11 protein-coding genes and 2 pseudogenes are annotated in these 17,563 nt (G+C 66.8%); 10 read left to right on the top strand and 3 right to left on the bottom strand.

All coding sequences use genetic code 11. From position 1 onward, the window contains the following. Window positions 1-126 precede the first annotated feature (126 nt). The 10 genes and pseudogenes from HDC93_RS36055 to tuf form a co-directional block, all read left to right on the top strand. Window positions 127-243: pseudogene (locus HDC93_RS36055) on the top strand (DUF1396 domain-containing protein); the annotation flags it as partial. A 310-nt stretch (window positions 244-553) separates the two neighbouring features. Then, on the top strand, window positions 554-1,084 hold the full coding sequence (rplJ, locus tag HDC93_RS36050; RefSeq protein WP_030839726.1) for a 50S ribosomal protein L10: 531 nt from the start codon (window positions 554-556) through the stop codon (window positions 1,082-1,084). A gap of 114 nt (window positions 1,085-1,198) precedes the next feature. After that, on the top strand, window positions 1,199-1,582 hold the full coding sequence (gene rplL, locus HDC93_RS36045) for a 50S ribosomal protein L7/L12 (protein ID WP_031141278.1): 384 nt from the start codon (window positions 1,199-1,201) through the stop codon (window positions 1,580-1,582). A gap of 571 nt (window positions 1,583-2,153) precedes the next feature. Then, the gene (rpoB, locus tag HDC93_RS36040) at window positions 2,154-5,639 is read left to right on the top strand and encodes a DNA-directed RNA polymerase subunit beta (protein ID WP_030839719.1); all 3,486 of its coding nucleotides are present in this window, start codon (window positions 2,154-2,156) and stop codon (window positions 5,637-5,639) included. 94 nt (window positions 5,640-5,733) lie between these two features. Beyond that, complete coding sequence (locus HDC93_RS36035; protein WP_185014997.1) at window positions 5,734-9,657, top strand: DNA-directed RNA polymerase subunit beta'; 3,924 nt, start codon at window positions 5,734-5,736, stop codon at window positions 9,655-9,657. Between the two features lie 239 nt (window positions 9,658-9,896). Beyond that, window positions 9,897-10,451, top strand: coding sequence for a DUF1707 and DUF4190 domain-containing protein (locus tag HDC93_RS36030; protein WP_185014996.1), 555 nt, complete (start codon window positions 9,897-9,899; stop codon window positions 10,449-10,451). A 319-nt stretch (window positions 10,452-10,770) separates the two neighbouring features. After that, window positions 10,771-11,142, top strand: a complete 372-nt coding sequence (rpsL, locus tag HDC93_RS36025; RefSeq protein WP_003948652.1) for a 30S ribosomal protein S12 — start codon at window positions 10,771-10,773, stop codon at window positions 11,140-11,142. 2 nt (window positions 11,143-11,144) lie between these two features. Then, window positions 11,145-11,615, top strand: coding sequence for a 30S ribosomal protein S7 (gene rpsG / locus HDC93_RS36020; protein WP_003992340.1), 471 nt, complete (start codon window positions 11,145-11,147; stop codon window positions 11,613-11,615). A 39-nt stretch (window positions 11,616-11,654) separates the two neighbouring features. After that, window positions 11,655-13,781, top strand: a complete 2,127-nt coding sequence (gene fusA / locus HDC93_RS36015) for an elongation factor G (RefSeq protein WP_030839709.1) — start codon at window positions 11,655-11,657, stop codon at window positions 13,779-13,781. A gap of 156 nt (window positions 13,782-13,937) precedes the next feature. Further along, the gene (gene tuf, locus HDC93_RS36010) at window positions 13,938-15,131 is read left to right on the top strand and encodes an elongation factor Tu (RefSeq protein WP_030839706.1); all 1,194 of its coding nucleotides are present in this window, start codon (window positions 13,938-13,940) and stop codon (window positions 15,129-15,131) included. 379 nt (window positions 15,132-15,510) lie between these two features. Here tuf and HDC93_RS36005 read toward each other — a convergent pair. From HDC93_RS36005 to HDC93_RS35995, 3 genes and pseudogenes are all read right to left on the bottom strand, one after another. Continuing rightward, a pseudogene (locus tag HDC93_RS36005) lies at window positions 15,511-15,856 on the bottom strand (hypothetical protein). A gap of 86 nt (window positions 15,857-15,942) precedes the next feature. Further along, window positions 15,943-16,809, bottom strand: a complete 867-nt coding sequence (locus HDC93_RS36000) for a helix-turn-helix domain-containing protein (RefSeq protein ID WP_185015000.1) — start codon at window positions 16,807-16,809, stop codon at window positions 15,943-15,945. Window positions 16,810-17,011: 202 nt separating this feature from the next. Next, entirely contained in the window at window positions 17,012-17,464 is a 453-nt protein-coding gene (locus HDC93_RS35995) for an ATP-binding protein (RefSeq protein ID WP_185014995.1), read from the bottom strand. Window positions 17,465-17,563 lie beyond the last annotated feature (99 nt).

Here is a 17,563-nt window from a genome sequence, read left to right as displayed (position 1 = left end):
GGGCGATGTTCTTCACTCATCGGGGCATCCTCGACGAAATGGGACACTCGCATAAGGCATGTACGGGCCTTGACCTGCATAAACGCCCTCTGAGGTCCCGTCAAGCGTGTATTCCTTGGCGAATCAATGAGGACATCCATACCTTCTGCCGGGCTGTGTGCCCCGCTCCTCGCCGCGGGTGCGGTCGGCTGCGGCCCCCAGGAGTCGCCGGAGATGACGCCCGCGGCGGCCGTCGCCAAGGCTGAACCGCCCCGCGCTGATCAGCCGTACGGGCGGATTTGCTTGACGGCGATCCGTTCCCGTACTCTCCTACAGAAGCCAAAGACCGCTGGTCGTTACCGCGCGCTCATCAGAGGGCGCGGTGGCCGAAGGATCCGCTGAACGGCGGACGACCCGCGCAGGTGACACTGGAGAAGCTCCCGGAGCCCGCCGCCTCGTGCGTGCGTGAAACCGGTCGAGCTACGCCCCGTGCGCTTGCGCCGGGGCGTTTCGTTTTCCCCAGTCCTCCTTCGGGTCCGCGCGGTCCGACACACCCGGAAGGAGGCCGAGGCTCATGGCGAGGCCTGACAAGGTCGATGCCGTCGAGGAGATGCGGGAGAAGTTCCGCAACTCCAACGCTGCCGTCGTTACCGCGTACACCGGTCTCACCGTCGCGCAGCTCCAGCAGCTGCGTCGTTCACTCGGTGAGAACGCTCAGTACCGTGTGGCGAAGAACACGCTGACCAAGATTGCGGCCAACGAGGCCGGGATCACGACGCTGGACGACCTCTTCGCGGGTTCGTCGGCCGTCGCCTTCGTGACCGGTGACCCGGTCGAGGCGGCGAAGGGTCTCCGTGACTTCGCCAAGGACAACCCCAACCTCGTCATCAAGGGCGGCGTCCTTGACGGCAAGGCGATGTCCGCCGATGAGATCAAGAAGCTTGCGGACCTCGAGTCCCGCGAGGTTCTGCTCTCCAAGCTGGCGGGTGCCTTCAAGGGCAAGCAGTCCCAGGCTGCTCAGCTCTTCCAGGCGCTTCCCTCGAAGCTCGTCCGCACCGTGGACGCGCTCCGTGCCAAGCAGGACGAGCAGGGCGGTGCCGAGTAACTCGGCTCGCATCCCGGCCGCCGCTGCCTGAACGCGGCGACCGTCGCGGGCCAGACGTACGCCCGCCTCACATGTACATCCGGCACCTGCCGAATTAGTGGAAGGACCGCCATCATGGCGAAGCTCAGCCAGGAAGACCTGCTCGCGCAGTTCGAGGAGATGACCCTCATCGAGCTCTCCGAGTTCGTGAAGGCGTTCGAGGAGAAGTTCGACGTCACCGCCGCCGCGGCCGTCGCCGTCGCCGGCCCGGCCGGCCCGGCCGCCCCGGCCGAGGCCGCTGAGGAGCAGGACGAGTTCGACGTCATCCTCACGGGTGCCGGCGACAAGAAGATCCAGGTCATCAAGGTCGTGCGTGAGCTGACCTCCCTGGGTCTGAAGGAGGCCAAGGACCTCGTGGACGGCGCCCCGAAGCCCGTTCTCGAGAAGGTCGCCAAGGACGCCGCCGAGAAGGCCGCCGAGTCCCTCAAGGGCGCCGGCGCCTCCGTCGAGGTCAAGTAACACCCTCGGATCCGTCAGGATCCACCACACGTCCCACTGGACGTGTAACGCGTAAGCGCGGAAGAGCGATCATCCATCCGGGTGGTCGCTCTTCGGCGTTCTCGGGGGGCGGGCCACGGTTGCCTTGAAGCCCCGGTGACGGGGGGTATGGTGATCTTCGTCGTGTCTCCGGGCGGCCCCGGATCGGGCAAAGGGGCCTTGACGAACCGCACGCAGCGCGCAATTCTCAGGACGCGTCGTCACAGGATCCGAATCCGAGGCATGGATCGGCGACGAAGAGGGCAGTACTAACGTGCGTTGAGGGCAGCGCCGTGTCGCAGGAGTGGAACAACGAGGGTGAACACGGGTTCCAGGACCCGCACTGGACATCAGTGTGCCAAGTGGCTACACTGACCCTTTGCGCTGCCTGTTAGCTGTCCCCTGCCCGTCACCAGGGGTCTGCCCTCGCCCGAGCATCGACGACAAGATCCGTTGACCTGGCCTCATCGCCGGACCGACGCAGCTTGTCTCCGTGTACGGGAGAGGGGCCGGTACGCGCGTAGTGAGTCCGAGCCCTCGGAAGGACCCCCTCTTGGCCGCCTCGCGCAACGCCTCGACCGCGAATACGAACAACGCCGCCAGCACTGCCCCGCTGCGCATCTCTTTTGCAAAGATCAAGGAGCCTCTCGAGGTTCCGAACCTGCTCGCGCTGCAGACCGAGAGCTTCGACTGGCTGCTCGGCAACACCGCCTGGCAGAGTCGGGTCGAGGAGGCTCTCGAGAACGGTCAGGACGTCCCCACCAAGTCCGGGCTCGAGGAGATCTTCGAGGAGATCTCCCCGATCGAGGACTTCAGCGGGTCGATGTCGCTGACCTTCCGCGACCACCGCTTCGAGCCGCCGAAGAACTCCATCGACGAGTGCAAGGACCGCGACTTCACGTACGCGGCCCCGCTCTTCGTCACCGCTGAGTTCACGAACAACGAGACCGGCGAGATCAAGTCCCAGACGGTCTTCATGGGCGACTTCCCGCTCATGACGAACAAGGGCACCTTCGTCATCAACGGCACCGAGCGTGTCGTGGTGTCGCAGCTCGTCCGTTCGCCCGGTGTCTACTTCGACTCCTCCATCGACAAGACGTCCGACAAGGACATCTTCTCCGCCAAGATCATCCCGTCCCGGGGTGCCTGGCTGGAGATGGAGATCGACAAGCGCGACATGGTCGGTGTGCGCATCGACCGCAAGCGCAAGCAGTCCGTCACCGTCCTGCTCAAGGCGCTCGGCTGGACCACCGAGCAGATCCTCGAGGAGTTCGGCGAGTACGAGTCGATGCGCGCCACCCTGGAGAAGGACCACACCCAGGGCCAGGACGACGCGCTGCTCGACATCTACCGCAAGCTGCGTCCGGGCGAGCCCCCCACGCGTGAGGCCGCGCAGACGCTGCTCGAGAACCTCTACTTCAACCCCAAGCGCTACGACCTGGCCAAGGTCGGCCGCTACAAGGTCAACAAGAAGCTGGGTGCGGACGCTCCGCTGGACGCGGGCATCCTGACCGTCGAGGACATCATCTCGACGATCAAGTACCTGGTGAAGCTGCACGCGGGCGAGACCGAGACGGTCGGCGACAGCGGGACGAACATCGTCGTCGAGACCGACGACATCGACCACTTCGGCAACCGCCGCCTGCGCAGCGTCGGCGAGCTCATCCAGAACCAGGTCCGTACGGGTCTGGCGCGTATGGAGCGTGTCGTCCGCGAGCGGATGACGACCCAGGACGTCGAGGCGATCACGCCGCAGACCCTGATCAACATCCGGCCGGTCGTCGCCTCCATCAAGGAGTTCTTCGGCACCAGCCAGCTGTCGCAGTTCATGGACCAGAACAACCCGCTGTCGGGTCTCACCCACAAGCGCCGTCTGTCGGCTCTTGGCCCGGGTGGTCTGTCCCGTGAGCGGGCTGGCTTCGAGGTCCGTGACGTGCACCCCTCGCACTACGGCCGCATGTGCCCGATCGAGACGCCCGAAGGCCCGAACATCGGTCTGATCGGCTCGCTCGCCTCCTACGGCCGGGTCAACGCGTTCGGTTTCGTGGAGACCCCGTACCGCAAGGTGTTCGAGGGCCAGGTCACCGACGAGGTCGACTACCTGACCGCCGACGAGGAGGACCGCTTCGTCATCGCGCAGGCCAACGCGCAGCTGACGGACGACCTCCGCTTCGCCGAGGCCCGGGTGCTGGTCCGCCGTAAGGGCGGCGAGGTCGACTACGTCACCGGCGAGGACGTCGACTACATGGACGTCTCGCCGCGCCAGATGGTGTCGGTCGCGACCGCCATGATCCCGTTCCTCGAGCACGACGACGCCAACCGTGCCCTCATGGGCGCGAACATGATGCGTCAGGCCGTACCGCTGATCAAGTCCGAGTCCCCGCTCGTCGGCACCGGCATGGAGTACCGCTCCGCGGTCGACGCCGGCGACGTGGTCAAGGCCGAGAAGCCCGGTGTGGTCCAGGAGGTCTCCGCGGACTACATCACCACCGCCAACGACGACGGCACGTACATCACGTACCGCCTGGCCAAGTTCGCCCGCTCCAACCAGGGCACCTCGGTCAACCAGAAGGTCATCGTCAACGAGGGCGACCGGATCATCGAGGGCCAGGTCCTGGCCGACGGTCCGGCCACCCAGAACGGCGAGATGGCGCTCGGCAAGAACCTGCTCGTGGCGTTCATGCCGTGGGAGGGTCACAACTACGAGGACGCGATCATCCTGTCGCAGCGCCTCGTGCAGGACGACGTCCTGTCCTCGATCCACATCGAGGAGCACGAGGTCGACGCCCGTGACACCAAGCTCGGCCCCGAGGAGATCACCCGGGACATCCCGAACGTCTCCGAGGAGGTCCTCGCCGACCTCGACGAGCGCGGCATCATCCGTATCGGTGCCGAGGTCGTCGCCGGTGACATCCTCGTCGGCAAGGTCACGCCCAAGGGTGAGACCGAGCTGACGCCCGAGGAGCGCCTGCTGCGCGCCATCTTCGGTGAGAAGGCCCGTGAGGTCCGTGACACCTCGCTGAAGGTCCCGCACGGCGAGATCGGCAAGGTCATCGGCGTCCGCGTCTTCGACCGCGAGGAGGGCGACGAGCTTCCCCCCGGTGTGAACCAGCTGGTGCGCGTCTACGTCGCGCAGAAGCGCAAGATCACCGACGGTGACAAGCTCGCCGGCCGCCACGGCAACAAGGGCGTCATCTCGAAGATCCTGCCGATCGAGGACATGCCGTTCCTGGAGGACGGCACCCCGGTCGACATCATCCTCAACCCGCTCGGTGTGCCGTCCCGAATGAACCCGGGTCAGGTCCTGGAGATCCACCTCGGCTGGCTCGCCAGCCGCGGCTGGGACGTCTCCGGTCTCGCGGACGACTGGGCGCAGCGCCTGCAGGCCATCGAGGCCGACCAGGTCGCGCCGGGCACCAACGTCGCCACCCCCGTCTTCGACGGTGCGCGTGAGGACGAGCTGGCCGGTCTGCTGAACCACACCATCCCGAACCGCGACGGCGAGCGCATGGTGCTCCCGACCGGTAAGGCGCCGCTGTTCGACGGCCGTTCCGGCGAGCCGTTCCCGGAGCCGATCTCGGTCGGCTACATGTACATCCTCAAGCTGCACCACCTGGTCGACGACAAGCTGCACGCCCGGTCGACCGGTCCGTACTCGATGATCACCCAGCAGCCGCTGGGTGGTAAGGCCCAGTTCGGTGGCCAGCGCTTCGGTGAGATGGAGGTGTGGGCGCTGGAGGCTTACGGCGCCGCGTACGCCCTCCAGGAGCTGCTGACCATCAAGTCCGACGACGTGACCGGCCGCGTGAAGGTCTACGAGGCCATCGTCAAGGGCGAGAACATCCCCGAGCCCGGCATCCCCGAGTCCTTCAAGGTACTCATCAAGGAGATGCAGTCCCTGTGCCTCAACGTGGAGGTGCTGTCCTCGGACGGCATGTCCATCGAGATGCGCGACACCGACGAGGACGTCTTCCGCGCTGCGGAGGAGCTTGGCATCGACCTGTCCCGGCGCGAGCCGAGCAGCGTCGAAGAGGTCTGACGGGAGTCCGGAGGCCTTCGCGATGAAGGCCTCCGGCCCCAGGACCCCCGTATCAGACCCCATGACTTACAACCCTGAGAGGGATTGACGCATAGTGCTCGACGTCAACTTCTTCGACGAGCTCCGGATCGGTCTGGCCACCGCTGACGACATCCGTCAGTGGAGCCACGGCGAGGTCAAGAAGCCCGAGACGATCAACTACCGCACGCTCAAGCCCGAAAAGGACGGACTCTTCTGCGAGAAGATCTTCGGTCCGACCCGGGACTGGGAGTGCTACTGCGGCAAGTACAAGCGTGTCCGCTTCAAGGGCATCATCTGTGAGCGGTGTGGCGTCGAGGTCACCCGCGCCAAGGTGCGCCGTGAGCGGATGGGCCACATCGAGCTGGCCGCGCCGGTCACGCACATCTGGTACTTCAAGGGTGTCCCGTCGCGTCTGGGCTACCTGCTCGACCTGGCGCCCAAGGACCTCGAGAAGGTCATCTACTTCGCGGCGTACATGATCACGTACGTCGACGAGGAGCGCCGTACGCGTGACCTGCCCTCGCTGGAGGCCCACGTCTCCGTCGAGCGCCAGCAGGTCGAGCAGCGCCGCGACGCCGACCTGGAGGCCCGCGCCAAGAAGCTCGAGACCGACCTGGCCGAGCTGGAGGCCGAGGGCGCCAAGGCCGACGTGCGCCGCAAGGTGCGCGAGGGTGCCGAGCGCGAGATGAAGCAGCTGCGCGACCGTGCGCAGCGCGAGATCGACCGCCTCGACGAGGTGTGGAACCGCTTCAAGAACCTCAAGGTCCAGGACCTCGAGGGCGACGAGCTGCTCTACCGCGAGCTGCGTGACCGCTTCGGCACGTACTTCGACGGCTCGATGGGTGCCGCGGCGCTGCAGAAGCGCCTGGAGTCCTTCGACCTCGACGAGGAGGCCGAGCGTCTCCGCGAGATCATCCGTACCGGCAAGGGCCAGAAGAAGACCCGTGCGCTCAAGCGCCTGAAGGTCGTCTCCGCGTTCCTGCAGACCAGCAACAGCCCCAAGGGCATGGTGCTCGACTGCGTGCCGGTCATCCCGCCGGACCTGCGTCCGATGGTGCAGCTGGACGGTGGCCGCTTCGCGACCTCCGACCTGAACGACCTGTACCGCCGTGTGATCAACCGGAACAACCGCCTGAAGCGCCTTCTCGACCTCGGTGCGCCCGAGATCATCGTGAACAACGAGAAGCGCATGCTCCAGGAGGCCGTCGACGCGCTGTTCGACAACGGCCGTCGTGGTCGTCCGGTCACCGGTCCCGGTAACCGCCCGCTGAAGTCCCTCAGCGACATGCTGAAGGGTAAGCAGGGTCGCTTCCGTCAGAACCTGCTCGGTAAGCGTGTGGACTACTCCGCGCGTTCCGTGATCGTCGTCGGTCCGCAGCTGAAGCTGCACCAGTGCGGTCTGCCGAAGGCGATGGCGCTGGAGCTCTTCAAGCCGTTCGTGATGAAGCGCCTGGTCGACCTGAACCACGCGCAGAACATCAAGAGCGCCAAGCGCATGGTCGAGCGCGGCCGCACGGTCGTGTACGACGTGCTGGAAGAGGTCATCGCGGAGCACCCGGTTCTGCTGAACCGTGCGCCCACGCTGCACCGCCTCGGCATCCAGGCCTTCGAGCCGCAGCTGGTCGAGGGCAAGGCCATCCAGATCCACCCGCTCGTCTGCACCGCGTTCAACGCGGACTTCGACGGTGACCAGATGGCCGTGCACCTGCCGCTGTCCGCGGAGGCGCAGGCCGAGGCCCGCATCCTGATGCTGTCCTCGAACAACATCCTCAAGCCGGCCGACGGCCGCCCGGTGACGATGCCGACCCAGGACATGGTCCTCGGTCTGTTCTTCCTCACCACCGACGGCGAGATGCGCGACCTCAAGGGCGAGGGCCGTTCCTTCGCCTCGGTCGCCGAGGCGATCATGGCCTTCGACGCGGGCGAGCTGTCGCTCCAGTCGAAGATCGACGTCCGCTTCCCGGTCGGCACCATCCCGCCGCGCGGCTGGACCCCGCCGGCGCGTGAGGAGGGCGCTGCATCCGATGGCGGCTCCGCCGCGGGCGAGTGGCAGCAGGGTGACCCCTTCCGGCTGAACACCACCCTGGGCCGTGCGCTCTTCAACGAGCTGCTGCCCGAGGACTACCCGTTCGTCGACTACGAGGTCGGCAAGAAGCAGCTCTCCGAGATCGTCAACGACCTCGCCGAGCGCTACCCCAAGGTCATCGTGGCGGCGACGCTCGACAACCTGAAGGCGGCCGGCTTCTTCTGGGCCACCCGTTCCGGCGTGACCGTGGCCATCTCCGACGTCGTCGTTCCCGAGGCGAAGAAGGAGATCGTCAAGGGTTACGAGGCGCAGGACGAGAAGGTCCAGAAGCAGTACGAGCGCGGTCTGATCACCAAGGACGAGCGCACGCAGGAGCTCATCGCGATCTGGACCAAGGCGACCAACGAGGTCGCCGAGGCGATGAACGACAACTTCCCGAAGACCAACCCGATCTTCATGATGGTGAACTCGGGTGCACGAGGCAACATGATGCAGATGCGTCAGATCGCCGGTATGCGTGGTCTGGTGTCGAACGCGAAGAACGAGACGATCCCGCGTCCCATCAAGGCCTCCTTCCGTGAGGGCCTGTCCGTGCTGGAGTACTTCATCTCCACGCACGGTGCCCGTAAGGGTCTGGCGGACACCGCTCTGCGTACCGCCGACTCGGGCTACCTCACGCGTCGTCTGGTCGACGTCTCCCAGGACGTCATCATTCGCGAGGAGGACTGCGGCACCGAGCGCGGTCTGCGTCTGAAGATCGCCGACCGGAACGCCGAGGGCGCGCTGATCAAGACGGAGGACGTCGAGACCTCCGTGTACGCGCGCTGCCTCGCCGAGGACATCGTGGTCGAGGGACAGGTGCTGGCCCCGGCCGGCACCGACCTGGGCGACGTCCTCATCGAGGAGCTCGTGCGGCGCGGCGTCGAGGAGGTCAAGACCCGCTCGGTCCTGACCTGCGAGTCCGCCGTCGGCACCTGCGCGATGTGCTACGGCCGTTCGCTGGCCACCGGCAAGCTGGTCGACATCGGTGAGGCGGTCGGCATCATCGCCGCCCAGTCCATCGGTGAGCCCGGTACCCAGCTGACGATGCGTACCTTCCACACCGGTGGTGTGGCCGGTGACGACATCACCCAGGGTCTGCCGCGTGTCGTCGAGCTCTTCGAGGCCCGTACCCCGAAGGGTGTCGCCCCGATCTCCGAGGCCCAGGGCCGCGTGCGGATCGAGGAGACCGAGAAGACCAAGAAGATCGTCGTCACCCCGGACGACGGCAGCGACGAGACGGCGTTCCCGATCTCGAAGCGTGCCCGTCTCCTGGTCAGCGAGGGCGAGCACGTCGAGGTGGGCCAGAAGCTCACCGTGGGTGCCACCAACCCGCACGACGTGCTGCGCATCCTGGGCCAGCGTGCCGTCCAGGTCCACCTGGTCGGCGAGGTCCAGAAGGTCTACAACTCGCAGGGTGTGTCGATCCACGACAAGCACATCGAGATCATCATCCGGCAGATGCTGCGCCGCGTGACGATCATCGAGTCCGGCGACGCCGAGCTGCTGCCCGGTGAGCTGGTCGAGCGCTCGAAGTTCGAGACCGAGAACCGTCGTGTGGTCCAGGAGGGCGGTCACCCGGCCTCCGGCCGTCCGCAGCTGATGGGTATCACCAAGGCCTCGCTGGCGACGGAATCCTGGCTGTCGGCCGCCTCCTTCCAGGAGACGACCCGAGTCCTGACGGACGCGGCGATCAACGCCAAGTCCGACAGCCTCATCGGCCTCAAGGAGAACGTCATCATCGGTAAGCTCATCCCGGCCGGTACGGGTCTGTCCCGCTATCGCAACATCCGGGTCGAGCCGACCGAGGAGGCCAAGGCCGCGATGTACTCGGCCGTCGGCTACGACGACATCGACTACTCGCCGTTCGGCACGGGCTCCGGCCAGGCCGTTCCGCTGGAGGACTACGACTACGGTCCGTACAACCAGTAAGCGAGTCGCTTGAGCCGAAGGGCGGTCATCCTGCGGGGTGGCCGCCCTTCGGCGCTCGTGGGGCCCGGGTCCCGCGGGTCCGGCCCGCACGCCGTTCCTGCGGGCCTTCAGCGCCTCCCGGTGTCCGGAGGTGAGTCCCGGGAGCGTGCCCGCCCCGGAGCGCGTCTGCCGCCTGTCTGGCCGACATACGACGCCCTTCCGTCGACGCACCGGTGCCGGAACCCCCGCATCGGCGCATCATGGAAGGACTCCGGCACCCGGGGAGGTGCTCCGTGTCGCAGTCGCACTATCCGCCGTGGCAGCCCTGGCAGGGTCCTGGTGCTCCCTCGATGCTGGCGTCGCATGCCGATCGGGAGCGGGCCGTGGACGTGCTCAGAGCCGGGTACGGCGAGGGGCGGATGGAGCAGGGCGAGTTCGAGAAGCGGGTCGGGCGGGCGTACGCGGCGCGGACCGTGGGGGAGCTGGCGCTGCTCGTCGCGGATCTGCCGCAGGGGCCGTTGCCGCATCCGGCCTCGGTCGTGCCCGTGCCGGCGACGTTCATGTCCGTGCCGCGGGCACGGACCAACGGGAAGGCCGTCGCGGCCGGGGTGTGCGGGCTGCTGTGCGTGCCGACGATGGGGCTCACCGGGATCCCGGCGGTCGTGCTGGGGCATGTGGCCCGGGCCGAGATCCGCAGCCGGGGAGAGCTGGGGGACGGGCTCGCGCTGACCGGTCTGGTGCTCGGGTGGTTGTCCACGGCGGGCTGGGCACTCGTTCTGGTGTTCCTCACGGTGGTGTCCGTCGTAGCATCGTGAAGGTGTGCATTTCGGACACGGGCCGCCGAATTCAAGATCGACAACGGCTCGCGGGCTTGACATGTCCCGCCTGGCGATGCGGGCGGTGCCCATTTGTTTTGACCGCAGCGAATGCGGTAGGTACGCTCAGACCTTGTGCCTGGGGTGTGCCCTGGCTCGCGTGTGTGCCATGAACCGCACGGCGAGCCGACACCGGCCACCGTAATCTGCGCAGTTTCTGCCTCGCGGCGGGAGTCCGCGGGTTCGACACACCCGACCGCGTGGGTCGGCGACGTTCCAGGTTAGCTTCACCATTCGGCACACAGAAACCGGAGAAGTAGTGCCTACGATCCAGCAGCTGGTCCGGAAGGGCCGGCAGGACAAGGTCGAGAAGAACAAGACGCCCGCACTCGAGGGTTCCCCTCAGCGCCGGGGCGTCTGCACGCGTGTGTTCACGACCACCCCGAAGAAGCCGAACTCGGCCCTGCGTAAGGTCGCGCGTGTGCGTCTGACCAGCGGGATCGAGGTCACCGCTTACATTCCGGGTGAGGGACACAACCTGCAGGAGCACTCCATCGTGCTCGTGCGCGGCGGCCGTGTGAAGGACCTGCCGGGTGTTCGCTACAAGATCATCCGTGGCTCCCTCGACACCCAGGGTGTCAAGAACCGCAAGCAGGCCCGTTCCCGCTACGGCGCCAAGAAGGAGAAGTAAGAATGCCTCGTAAGGGCCCCGCCCCGAAGCGCCCGGTCATCATCGACCCGGTCTACGGTTCTCCTCTGGTCACGTCGCTCATCAACAAGGTGCTGCTGAACGGCAAGCGCTCCACCGCCGAGCGCATCGTCTACGGCGCCATGGAGGGTCTGCGTGAGAAGACGGGCAACGACCCGATCATCACGCTGAAGCGCGCGCTGGAGAACATCAAGCCGACCCTCGAGGTCAAGTCCCGCCGTGTCGGTGGTGCGACGTACCAGGTTCCGATCGAGGTCAAGCCCGGTCGTGCCAACACGCTCGCGCTGCGCTGGCTGGTCGGTTACTCCCGCGCCCGTCGCGAGAAGACGATGACCGAGCGTCTGCTCAACGAGCTTCTCGACGCGTCCAACGGCCTCGGTGCCGCTGTGAAGAAGCGCGAGGACACCCACAAGATGGCCGAGTCCAACAAGGCCTTCGCGCACTACCGCTGGTAGTCGCTACCCACATCGAGACCGAGAGAAGACTGAAGCCTTATGGCTACCACTTCACTTGACCTGGCCAAGGTCCGCAACATCGGGATCATGGCCCACATCGACGCGGGCAAGACGACCACCACCGAGCGGATCCTGTTCTACACCGGTGTGTCTTACAAGATCGGTGAGGTCCACGACGGCGCTGCCACCATGGACTGGATGGAGCAGGAGCAGGAGCGTGGCATCACGATCACGTCTGCTGCGACCACCTGTCACTGGCCGCTCGAGGACAACGACTACACCATCAACATCATCGACACCCCGGGGCACGTCGACTTCACCGTCGAGGTGGAGCGCTCCCTGCGTGTGCTCGACGGTGCCGTGACGGTGTTCGACGGTGTCGCCGGTGTCGAGCCGCAGTCCGAGACCGTGTGGCGTCAGGCCGACCGTTACGGCGTGCCCCGCATCTGCTTCGTGAACAAGCTGGACCGTACCGGCGCCGAGTTCCACCGCTGCGTGGACATGATCTCGGACCGCCTGGGCGCCCAGCCGCTGGTCATGCAGCTGCCGATCGGTGCCGAGGCGGACTTCAAGGGCGTCATCGACCTCGTGACGATGAAGGCCCTGGTCTGGTCGGCCGAGGCGACCAAGGGCGAGATGTACGACACCGTCGACATCCCGGACACCCACGCCGAGGCTGCCGAGGAGTACCGCGGCAAGCTGCTCGAGGCCGTCGCCGAGAACGACGAAGAGCTGATGGAGCTGTACCTGGAGGGCACCGAGCCCACCGTGGAGCAGCTCTACGCCGCGATCCGTCGTATCACCATCGCGTCCGGCAAGAGCGGCGGCACCACCGTCACGCCCGTGTTCTGCGGCACCGCGTTCAAGAACAAGGGCGTTCAGCCCCTGCTCGACGCCGTCGTGCGCTACCTGCCCACCCCGCTCGACGTCGAGGCCATCGAGGGCCACGACGTCAAGGACCCGGAGCAGGTCATCGCGCGCAAGCCGTCGGAGGACGAGCCCCTCGCCGCGCTGGCGTTCAAGATCATGAGCGACCCGCACCTCGGCAAGCTCACCTTCGTCCGCGTGTACTCCGGCCGCCTCCTGTCCGGCACCGCCGTGCTCAACTCGGTGAAGGGCAAGAAGGAGCGCATCGGCAAGATCTACCGCATGCACGCGAACAAGCGTGAGGAGATCGAGTCGGTGGGCGCCGGCGACATCGTCGCCGTGATGGGTCTCAAGCAGACCACCACGGGTGAGACGCTGTCCGACGACAAGAACCCGGTCATCCTGGAGTCCATGGACTTCCCGGCGCCGGTCATCCAGGTCGCCATCGAGCCCAAGTCGAAGGGCGACCAGGAGAAGCTGGGCGTCGCGATCCAGCGCCTCGCCGAGGAGGACCCGTCGTTCCAGGTCCACTCGGACGAGGAGACGGGCCAGACCATCATCGGCGGAATGGGCGAGCTGCACCTCGAGGTGCTGGTCGACCGCATGCGTCGTGAGTTCAAGGTCGAGGCCAACGTCGGCAAGCCGCAGGTCGCCTACCGTGAGACGATCCGCAAGGCCGTCGAGCGCGTGGACTACACCCACAAGAAGCAGACCGGTGGTACCGGTCAGTTCGCCAAGGTGCAGATCGCGATCGAGCCGATCGAAGGCGGCGACGCCTCGTACGAGTTCGTGAACAAGGTGACCGGTGGTCGTATCCCGAAGGAGTACATCCCTTCGGTTGACGCCGGTGCGCAGGAGGCCATGCAGTTCGGCATCCTCGCCGGCTACGAGATGACCGGCGTGCGCGTCACCCTGATCGACGGTGGCTACCACGAGGTCGACTCCTCCGAGCTGGCGTTCAAGATCGCCGGTTCGCAGGCCTTCAAGGAGGCCGCGCGCAAGGCCAGCCCCGTGCTGCTCGAGCCGATGATGGCCGTCGAGGTCACCACGCCCGAGGACTACATGGGTGAGGTCATCGGCGACATCAACTCCCGCCGTGGTCAGATCCAGGCCATGGAGGAGCGGGCCGGTGCCCGCGTCGTGAAGGGCCTCGTGCCCCTCTCGGAGATGTTCGGCTACGTCGGAGACCTCCGCAGCAAGACGTCGGGTCGCGCAAGCTACTCGATGCAGTTCGACTCCTACGCCGAGGTTCCCCGGAACGTCGCCGAGGAGATCATCGCGAAGGCCAAGGGCGAGTAACGCACCGCGTTCATACGCCGTAGGCTTGACTCCGGAGCCTCGTGGGGCATTCCGCCGCAACAGCGGAGGGAATGCCCCGGGGATCCGGGCCATCCAGCAAAGATCACCTGGCGCCGATGAGTAAGGCGTACCAGAACCACTCTCAGGAGGACCCCAGTGGCGAAGGCGAAGTTCGAGCGGACTAAGCCGCACGTCAACATCGGCACCATCGGTCACATCGACCACGGTAAGACGACCCTCACGGCCGCCATTACCAAGGTGCTGCACGACGCGTACCCGGACCTGAACGAGGCCTCGGCCTTCGACCAGATCGACAAGGCTCCTGAGGAGCGCCAGCGCGGTATCACCATCTCCATCGCGCACGTCGAGTACCAGACCGAGACGCGTCACTACGCCCACGTCGACTGCCCCGGTCACGCGGACTACATCAAGAACATGATCACGGGTGCGGCGCAGATGGACGGCGCCATCCTCGTGGTCGCCGCCACCGACGGCCCGATGCCGCAGACCAAGGAGCACGTGCTCCTGGCCCGCCAGGTCGGCGTTCCGTACATCGTCGTCGCCCTGAACAAGGCCGACATGGTGGACGACGAGGAGATCCTGGAGCTCGTCGAGCTCGAGGTTCGTGAGCTCCTCTCCGAGTACGAGTTCCCGGGCGACGACCTGCCGGTCGTCAAGGTCTCGGCGCTCAAGGCCCTCGAGGGCGACAAGGAGTGGGGCAACTCCGTCCTCGAGCTGATGAAGGCCGTCGACGAGAACATCCCGCAGCCCGAGCGTGACGTCGACAAGCCGTTCCTGATGCCGATCGAGGACGTCTTCACGATCACCGGTCGTGGCACCGTCGTCACCGGTCGTATCGAGCGTGGTGTCCTCAAGGTCAACGAGACCGTCGACATCGTGGGCATCAAGCAGGAGAAGACCACCACCACGGTCACCGGCATCGAGATGTTCCGCAAGCTGCTCGACGAGGGTCAGGCCGGTGAGAACGTCGGTCTGCTCCTCCGTGGCATCAAGCGCGAGGACGTCGAGCGCGGCCAGGTCATCATCAAGCCGGGCTCGGTCACCCCGCACACCGAGTTCGAGGCGCAGGCCTACATCCTGTCCAAGGACGAGGGTGGCCGCCACACGCCGTTCTTCAACAACTACCGCCCGCAGTTCTACTTCCGTACGACGGACGTGACCGGCGTGGTGACCCTCCCCGAGGGCACCGAGATGGTCATGCCGGGTGACAACACCGAGATGAAGGTGGAGCTCATCCAGCCCGTCGCCATGGAGGAGGGCCTGAAGTTCGCCATCCGTGAGGGTGGTCGGACCGTGGGCGCCGGCCAGGTCACCAAGATCAACAAGTGAGTCCTCGGACTGGCTTGAGGGTCTACTGACCTGAGTGGCTCGAAGGGGCCCGTACGACTTCGGTCGTGCGGGCCCTTTTGCGTTGTCCTGCAACGGGCGCCGGCGAGCTGCGTTTCGTGTGGCGAGTCAGAAGCCCAGGTACGTGATCTGGAGGACGTAGATCCGCTCGCTGCGGACGACGACCTGATACGTGAACATGCCGCCGGGACGATGACGTCGCCGCCCTTCGGGTCGACGCCGTCATGTGCCAGTCCGTGAATGTGCAGGGCTTCGGCGGCCCTGACCAGCTCATCCGCCGTGCGTTCCACCTCCACGAGGAAGCCGTGGGGAGCGGTTCGGGCCACTTACTCCGCGCCGAAGGCGTACTCCCATTTCCAGCTCACTCGCGGACCGCGTTCATGGCTTCGTCCAGGACAGCGCTCAGTTCACGCAGGGCCTCTTGGGCGATGGCGGAATCTCGTGCTCCAGGTTGCTCTTCGCGCGGGCGTAGCGGGCGGACAGGTCGGGACGCCGGGCGATCTCGATGTCGCGGGCCCAAGCCAGCACCCAGCTCTGCACCGGACTGAGGGACTGCCACTCCACCGCCTTGGCGAAGGCGTCGTCCTTCGTGGCCTGCATCTCTTCCAGGCGAGCCGGATCGACAGCGGCGAGGGCGGCGCGCAAGGCGTCAGGAGTGTGCTGGGGGCGGGGACCAGCTCATGTCCGTGGTCGGCCCGGGTGCTCATCGTGTCCACCTCCAGGGAGTGCCCCGGCCGGGCCATCCCGCCCGGGTGGCAGGGGAGCGCGGCAACGTGGGCGGCAGTTGCTCTCCTCATGCGGCTTCCAGGAGTTCGGCTCGACTGGCGCGGCAGTCGCGGCAGTGGCCGGGTTTCGGGGCGCGGAAGGCGCGGTCGCAGCCGTCGCAGGTCTGAAGGGGGTGCCGGGTGGGTGGCGGGGGCGCCTGTGGCGCCCCGAAGGGCGGCGGTGGCGGCAGCTGGGCTGTGAGGCGGTGGGCGAGGAGGGCGGCCGGGCGGTGCAGGGGCTCCGGTGGGAGGTCCGTCGTCAGGGCGTGCCGTACGGCGGCCGGAGTGACGTCTCGTTCGAGCCAGGCGGCCACCCCCGGGGCGAGGTGGGCGGTGTCGCTCGTGGACAGGAGGAGACGGGGGTCTTCGCGGCGGAGCCGGCTGAGGAGGTCCGTGGCCTGTCGAAGGAGGGCGGGGGCGGGGCAGGCCGGGCGCGGTACCGCGGGGAGGGGTTTGCCGCCGGGCTGCCTCGTGCGCTTCCCCGGCGCCGGGCACGGGGTGTCCGTACGGCTGTGGCCCGGCTGGTTGCAGGAGGTCGTGCGGGTGACGATCCGGCCGTCCGGGACGCGTTCGCGCGTGCGGCGCAGGTAGCCGTGGGCTTCCAGCTCGCGCAGGGCGGCGGCGATGCGGGTCGTGCCCTCCGGGAAACGGGCCGCCAGGGACTTGATGTCGATGCGGGAGCCCGCCGGGAGCGACTGGATGTGTACCGAGAGCCCGATCGCGAGCAGGGACAGCTCCGGGTGCTGGGCCAGGTGGTTGCCGATCACCGTGAAGCGGGTGGTGTGGCGGGTGTTGTCGTGAACCAGGCCGCCGTGGGGGTTCCGCCGGTTCGGGTGCTTCTTTCCGGCAACCCGGGTGTGGGCGTGCGAGGGCACGTTAGGGTTCTGCGTATCCATCAGGAAGTTGGAGCCTTCCTCGGTGGTCAGGCCCTCGCACTGGGATTGCCGTCCCGGCGAGGGCCGTCGCATGTCTGCGGTTGTGTTGCGCTGAGCGTAGGGCAGACAAGGGCCCCCGGATCCAGCTGAGTTGGCGATGTTCACTCGCGAGGGTGAGGCAGCCCTGCGGCTGGGAGGAGGGGTGGGGTTTGGTCGGGTTCTTTCACCCTTGTGATCCTTGGGGGAGGGTGCCTGTGCCGCCGGAGCACTGATTGTCGGGTTCCGGCGCGAGGTCGAGTTCCGCCCAGACCGTCTTGCGGGGCAGCAGGCCCCGGGTGACGCCCCAGCGGTCGGCAAGTGCGTCGACCAGGAGCAGGCCCAAGCCGGGGCGGGCTGTCGGCAGGCGGTCGGCGCGGGTGTCCGTCACCTCGATGCGGAGAGTGTCGGCGACGACGTAGAGGAGCAGGCGGAAGTCACGACCAGGGGTGCGGCCGTGTGTCGCCGCGTTGACCGAGAGCTCCGCGACGACCTGCCGCGCCGGGTCCAGTGGCAGTCCCCAGGAGCGCAGTTGTTCGGTGGCCAGGAGACGGGCCAGGCGGGCGCCGCGCGGGGTGGCGGAGAGCTGGAGGCTGAAGTTGCGGACGGGGGTGCGGAGTTCGGTGGAGTTCTGCTTCACGTCACTCAGCGTGGCTGTCCGCGCTTACCGTGAACAGTGACTCGGCGAGTGCGTACGGTGACTGTCCGGAGCTTGTCCGGCGTTGTCCGGGCTGTCGGG

Source organism: Streptomyces sp. AK010 (genome assembly GCF_014207295.1).
Lineage (GTDB): Bacteria > Actinomycetota > Actinomycetes > Streptomycetales > Streptomycetaceae > Streptomyces > Streptomyces massasporeus.
The sequence above is the reverse complement of the archived record's forward strand: the minus strand, read 5'-3'. Positions and strand labels throughout refer to the sequence as shown.

Excerpts from the sequence above, each read along its gene's own strand:
- rplJ (WP_030839726.1), top strand. The coding sequence starts at position 554 with ATGGCGAGGCCTGACAAGGTCGATGCCGTCGAGGAGATGCGGGAGAAG.
- rplL (WP_031141278.1), top strand. The coding sequence starts at position 1,199 with ATGGCGAAGCTCAGCCAGGAAGACCTGCTCGCGCAGTTCGAGGAGATG.
- HDC93_RS36030 (WP_185014996.1), top strand. The coding sequence starts at position 9,897 with ATGGAAGGACTCCGGCACCCGGGGAGGTGCTCCGTGTCGCAGTCGCAC.
- rpsG (WP_003992340.1), top strand. The coding sequence starts at position 11,145 with ATGCCTCGTAAGGGCCCCGCCCCGAAGCGCCCGGTCATCATCGACCCG.
- fusA (WP_030839709.1), top strand. The coding sequence starts at position 11,655 with ATGGCTACCACTTCACTTGACCTGGCCAAGGTCCGCAACATCGGGATC.
- HDC93_RS36000 (WP_185015000.1), bottom strand. The coding sequence starts at position 16,809 with ATGGATACGCAGAACCCTAACGTGCCCTCGCACGCCCACACCCGGGTT.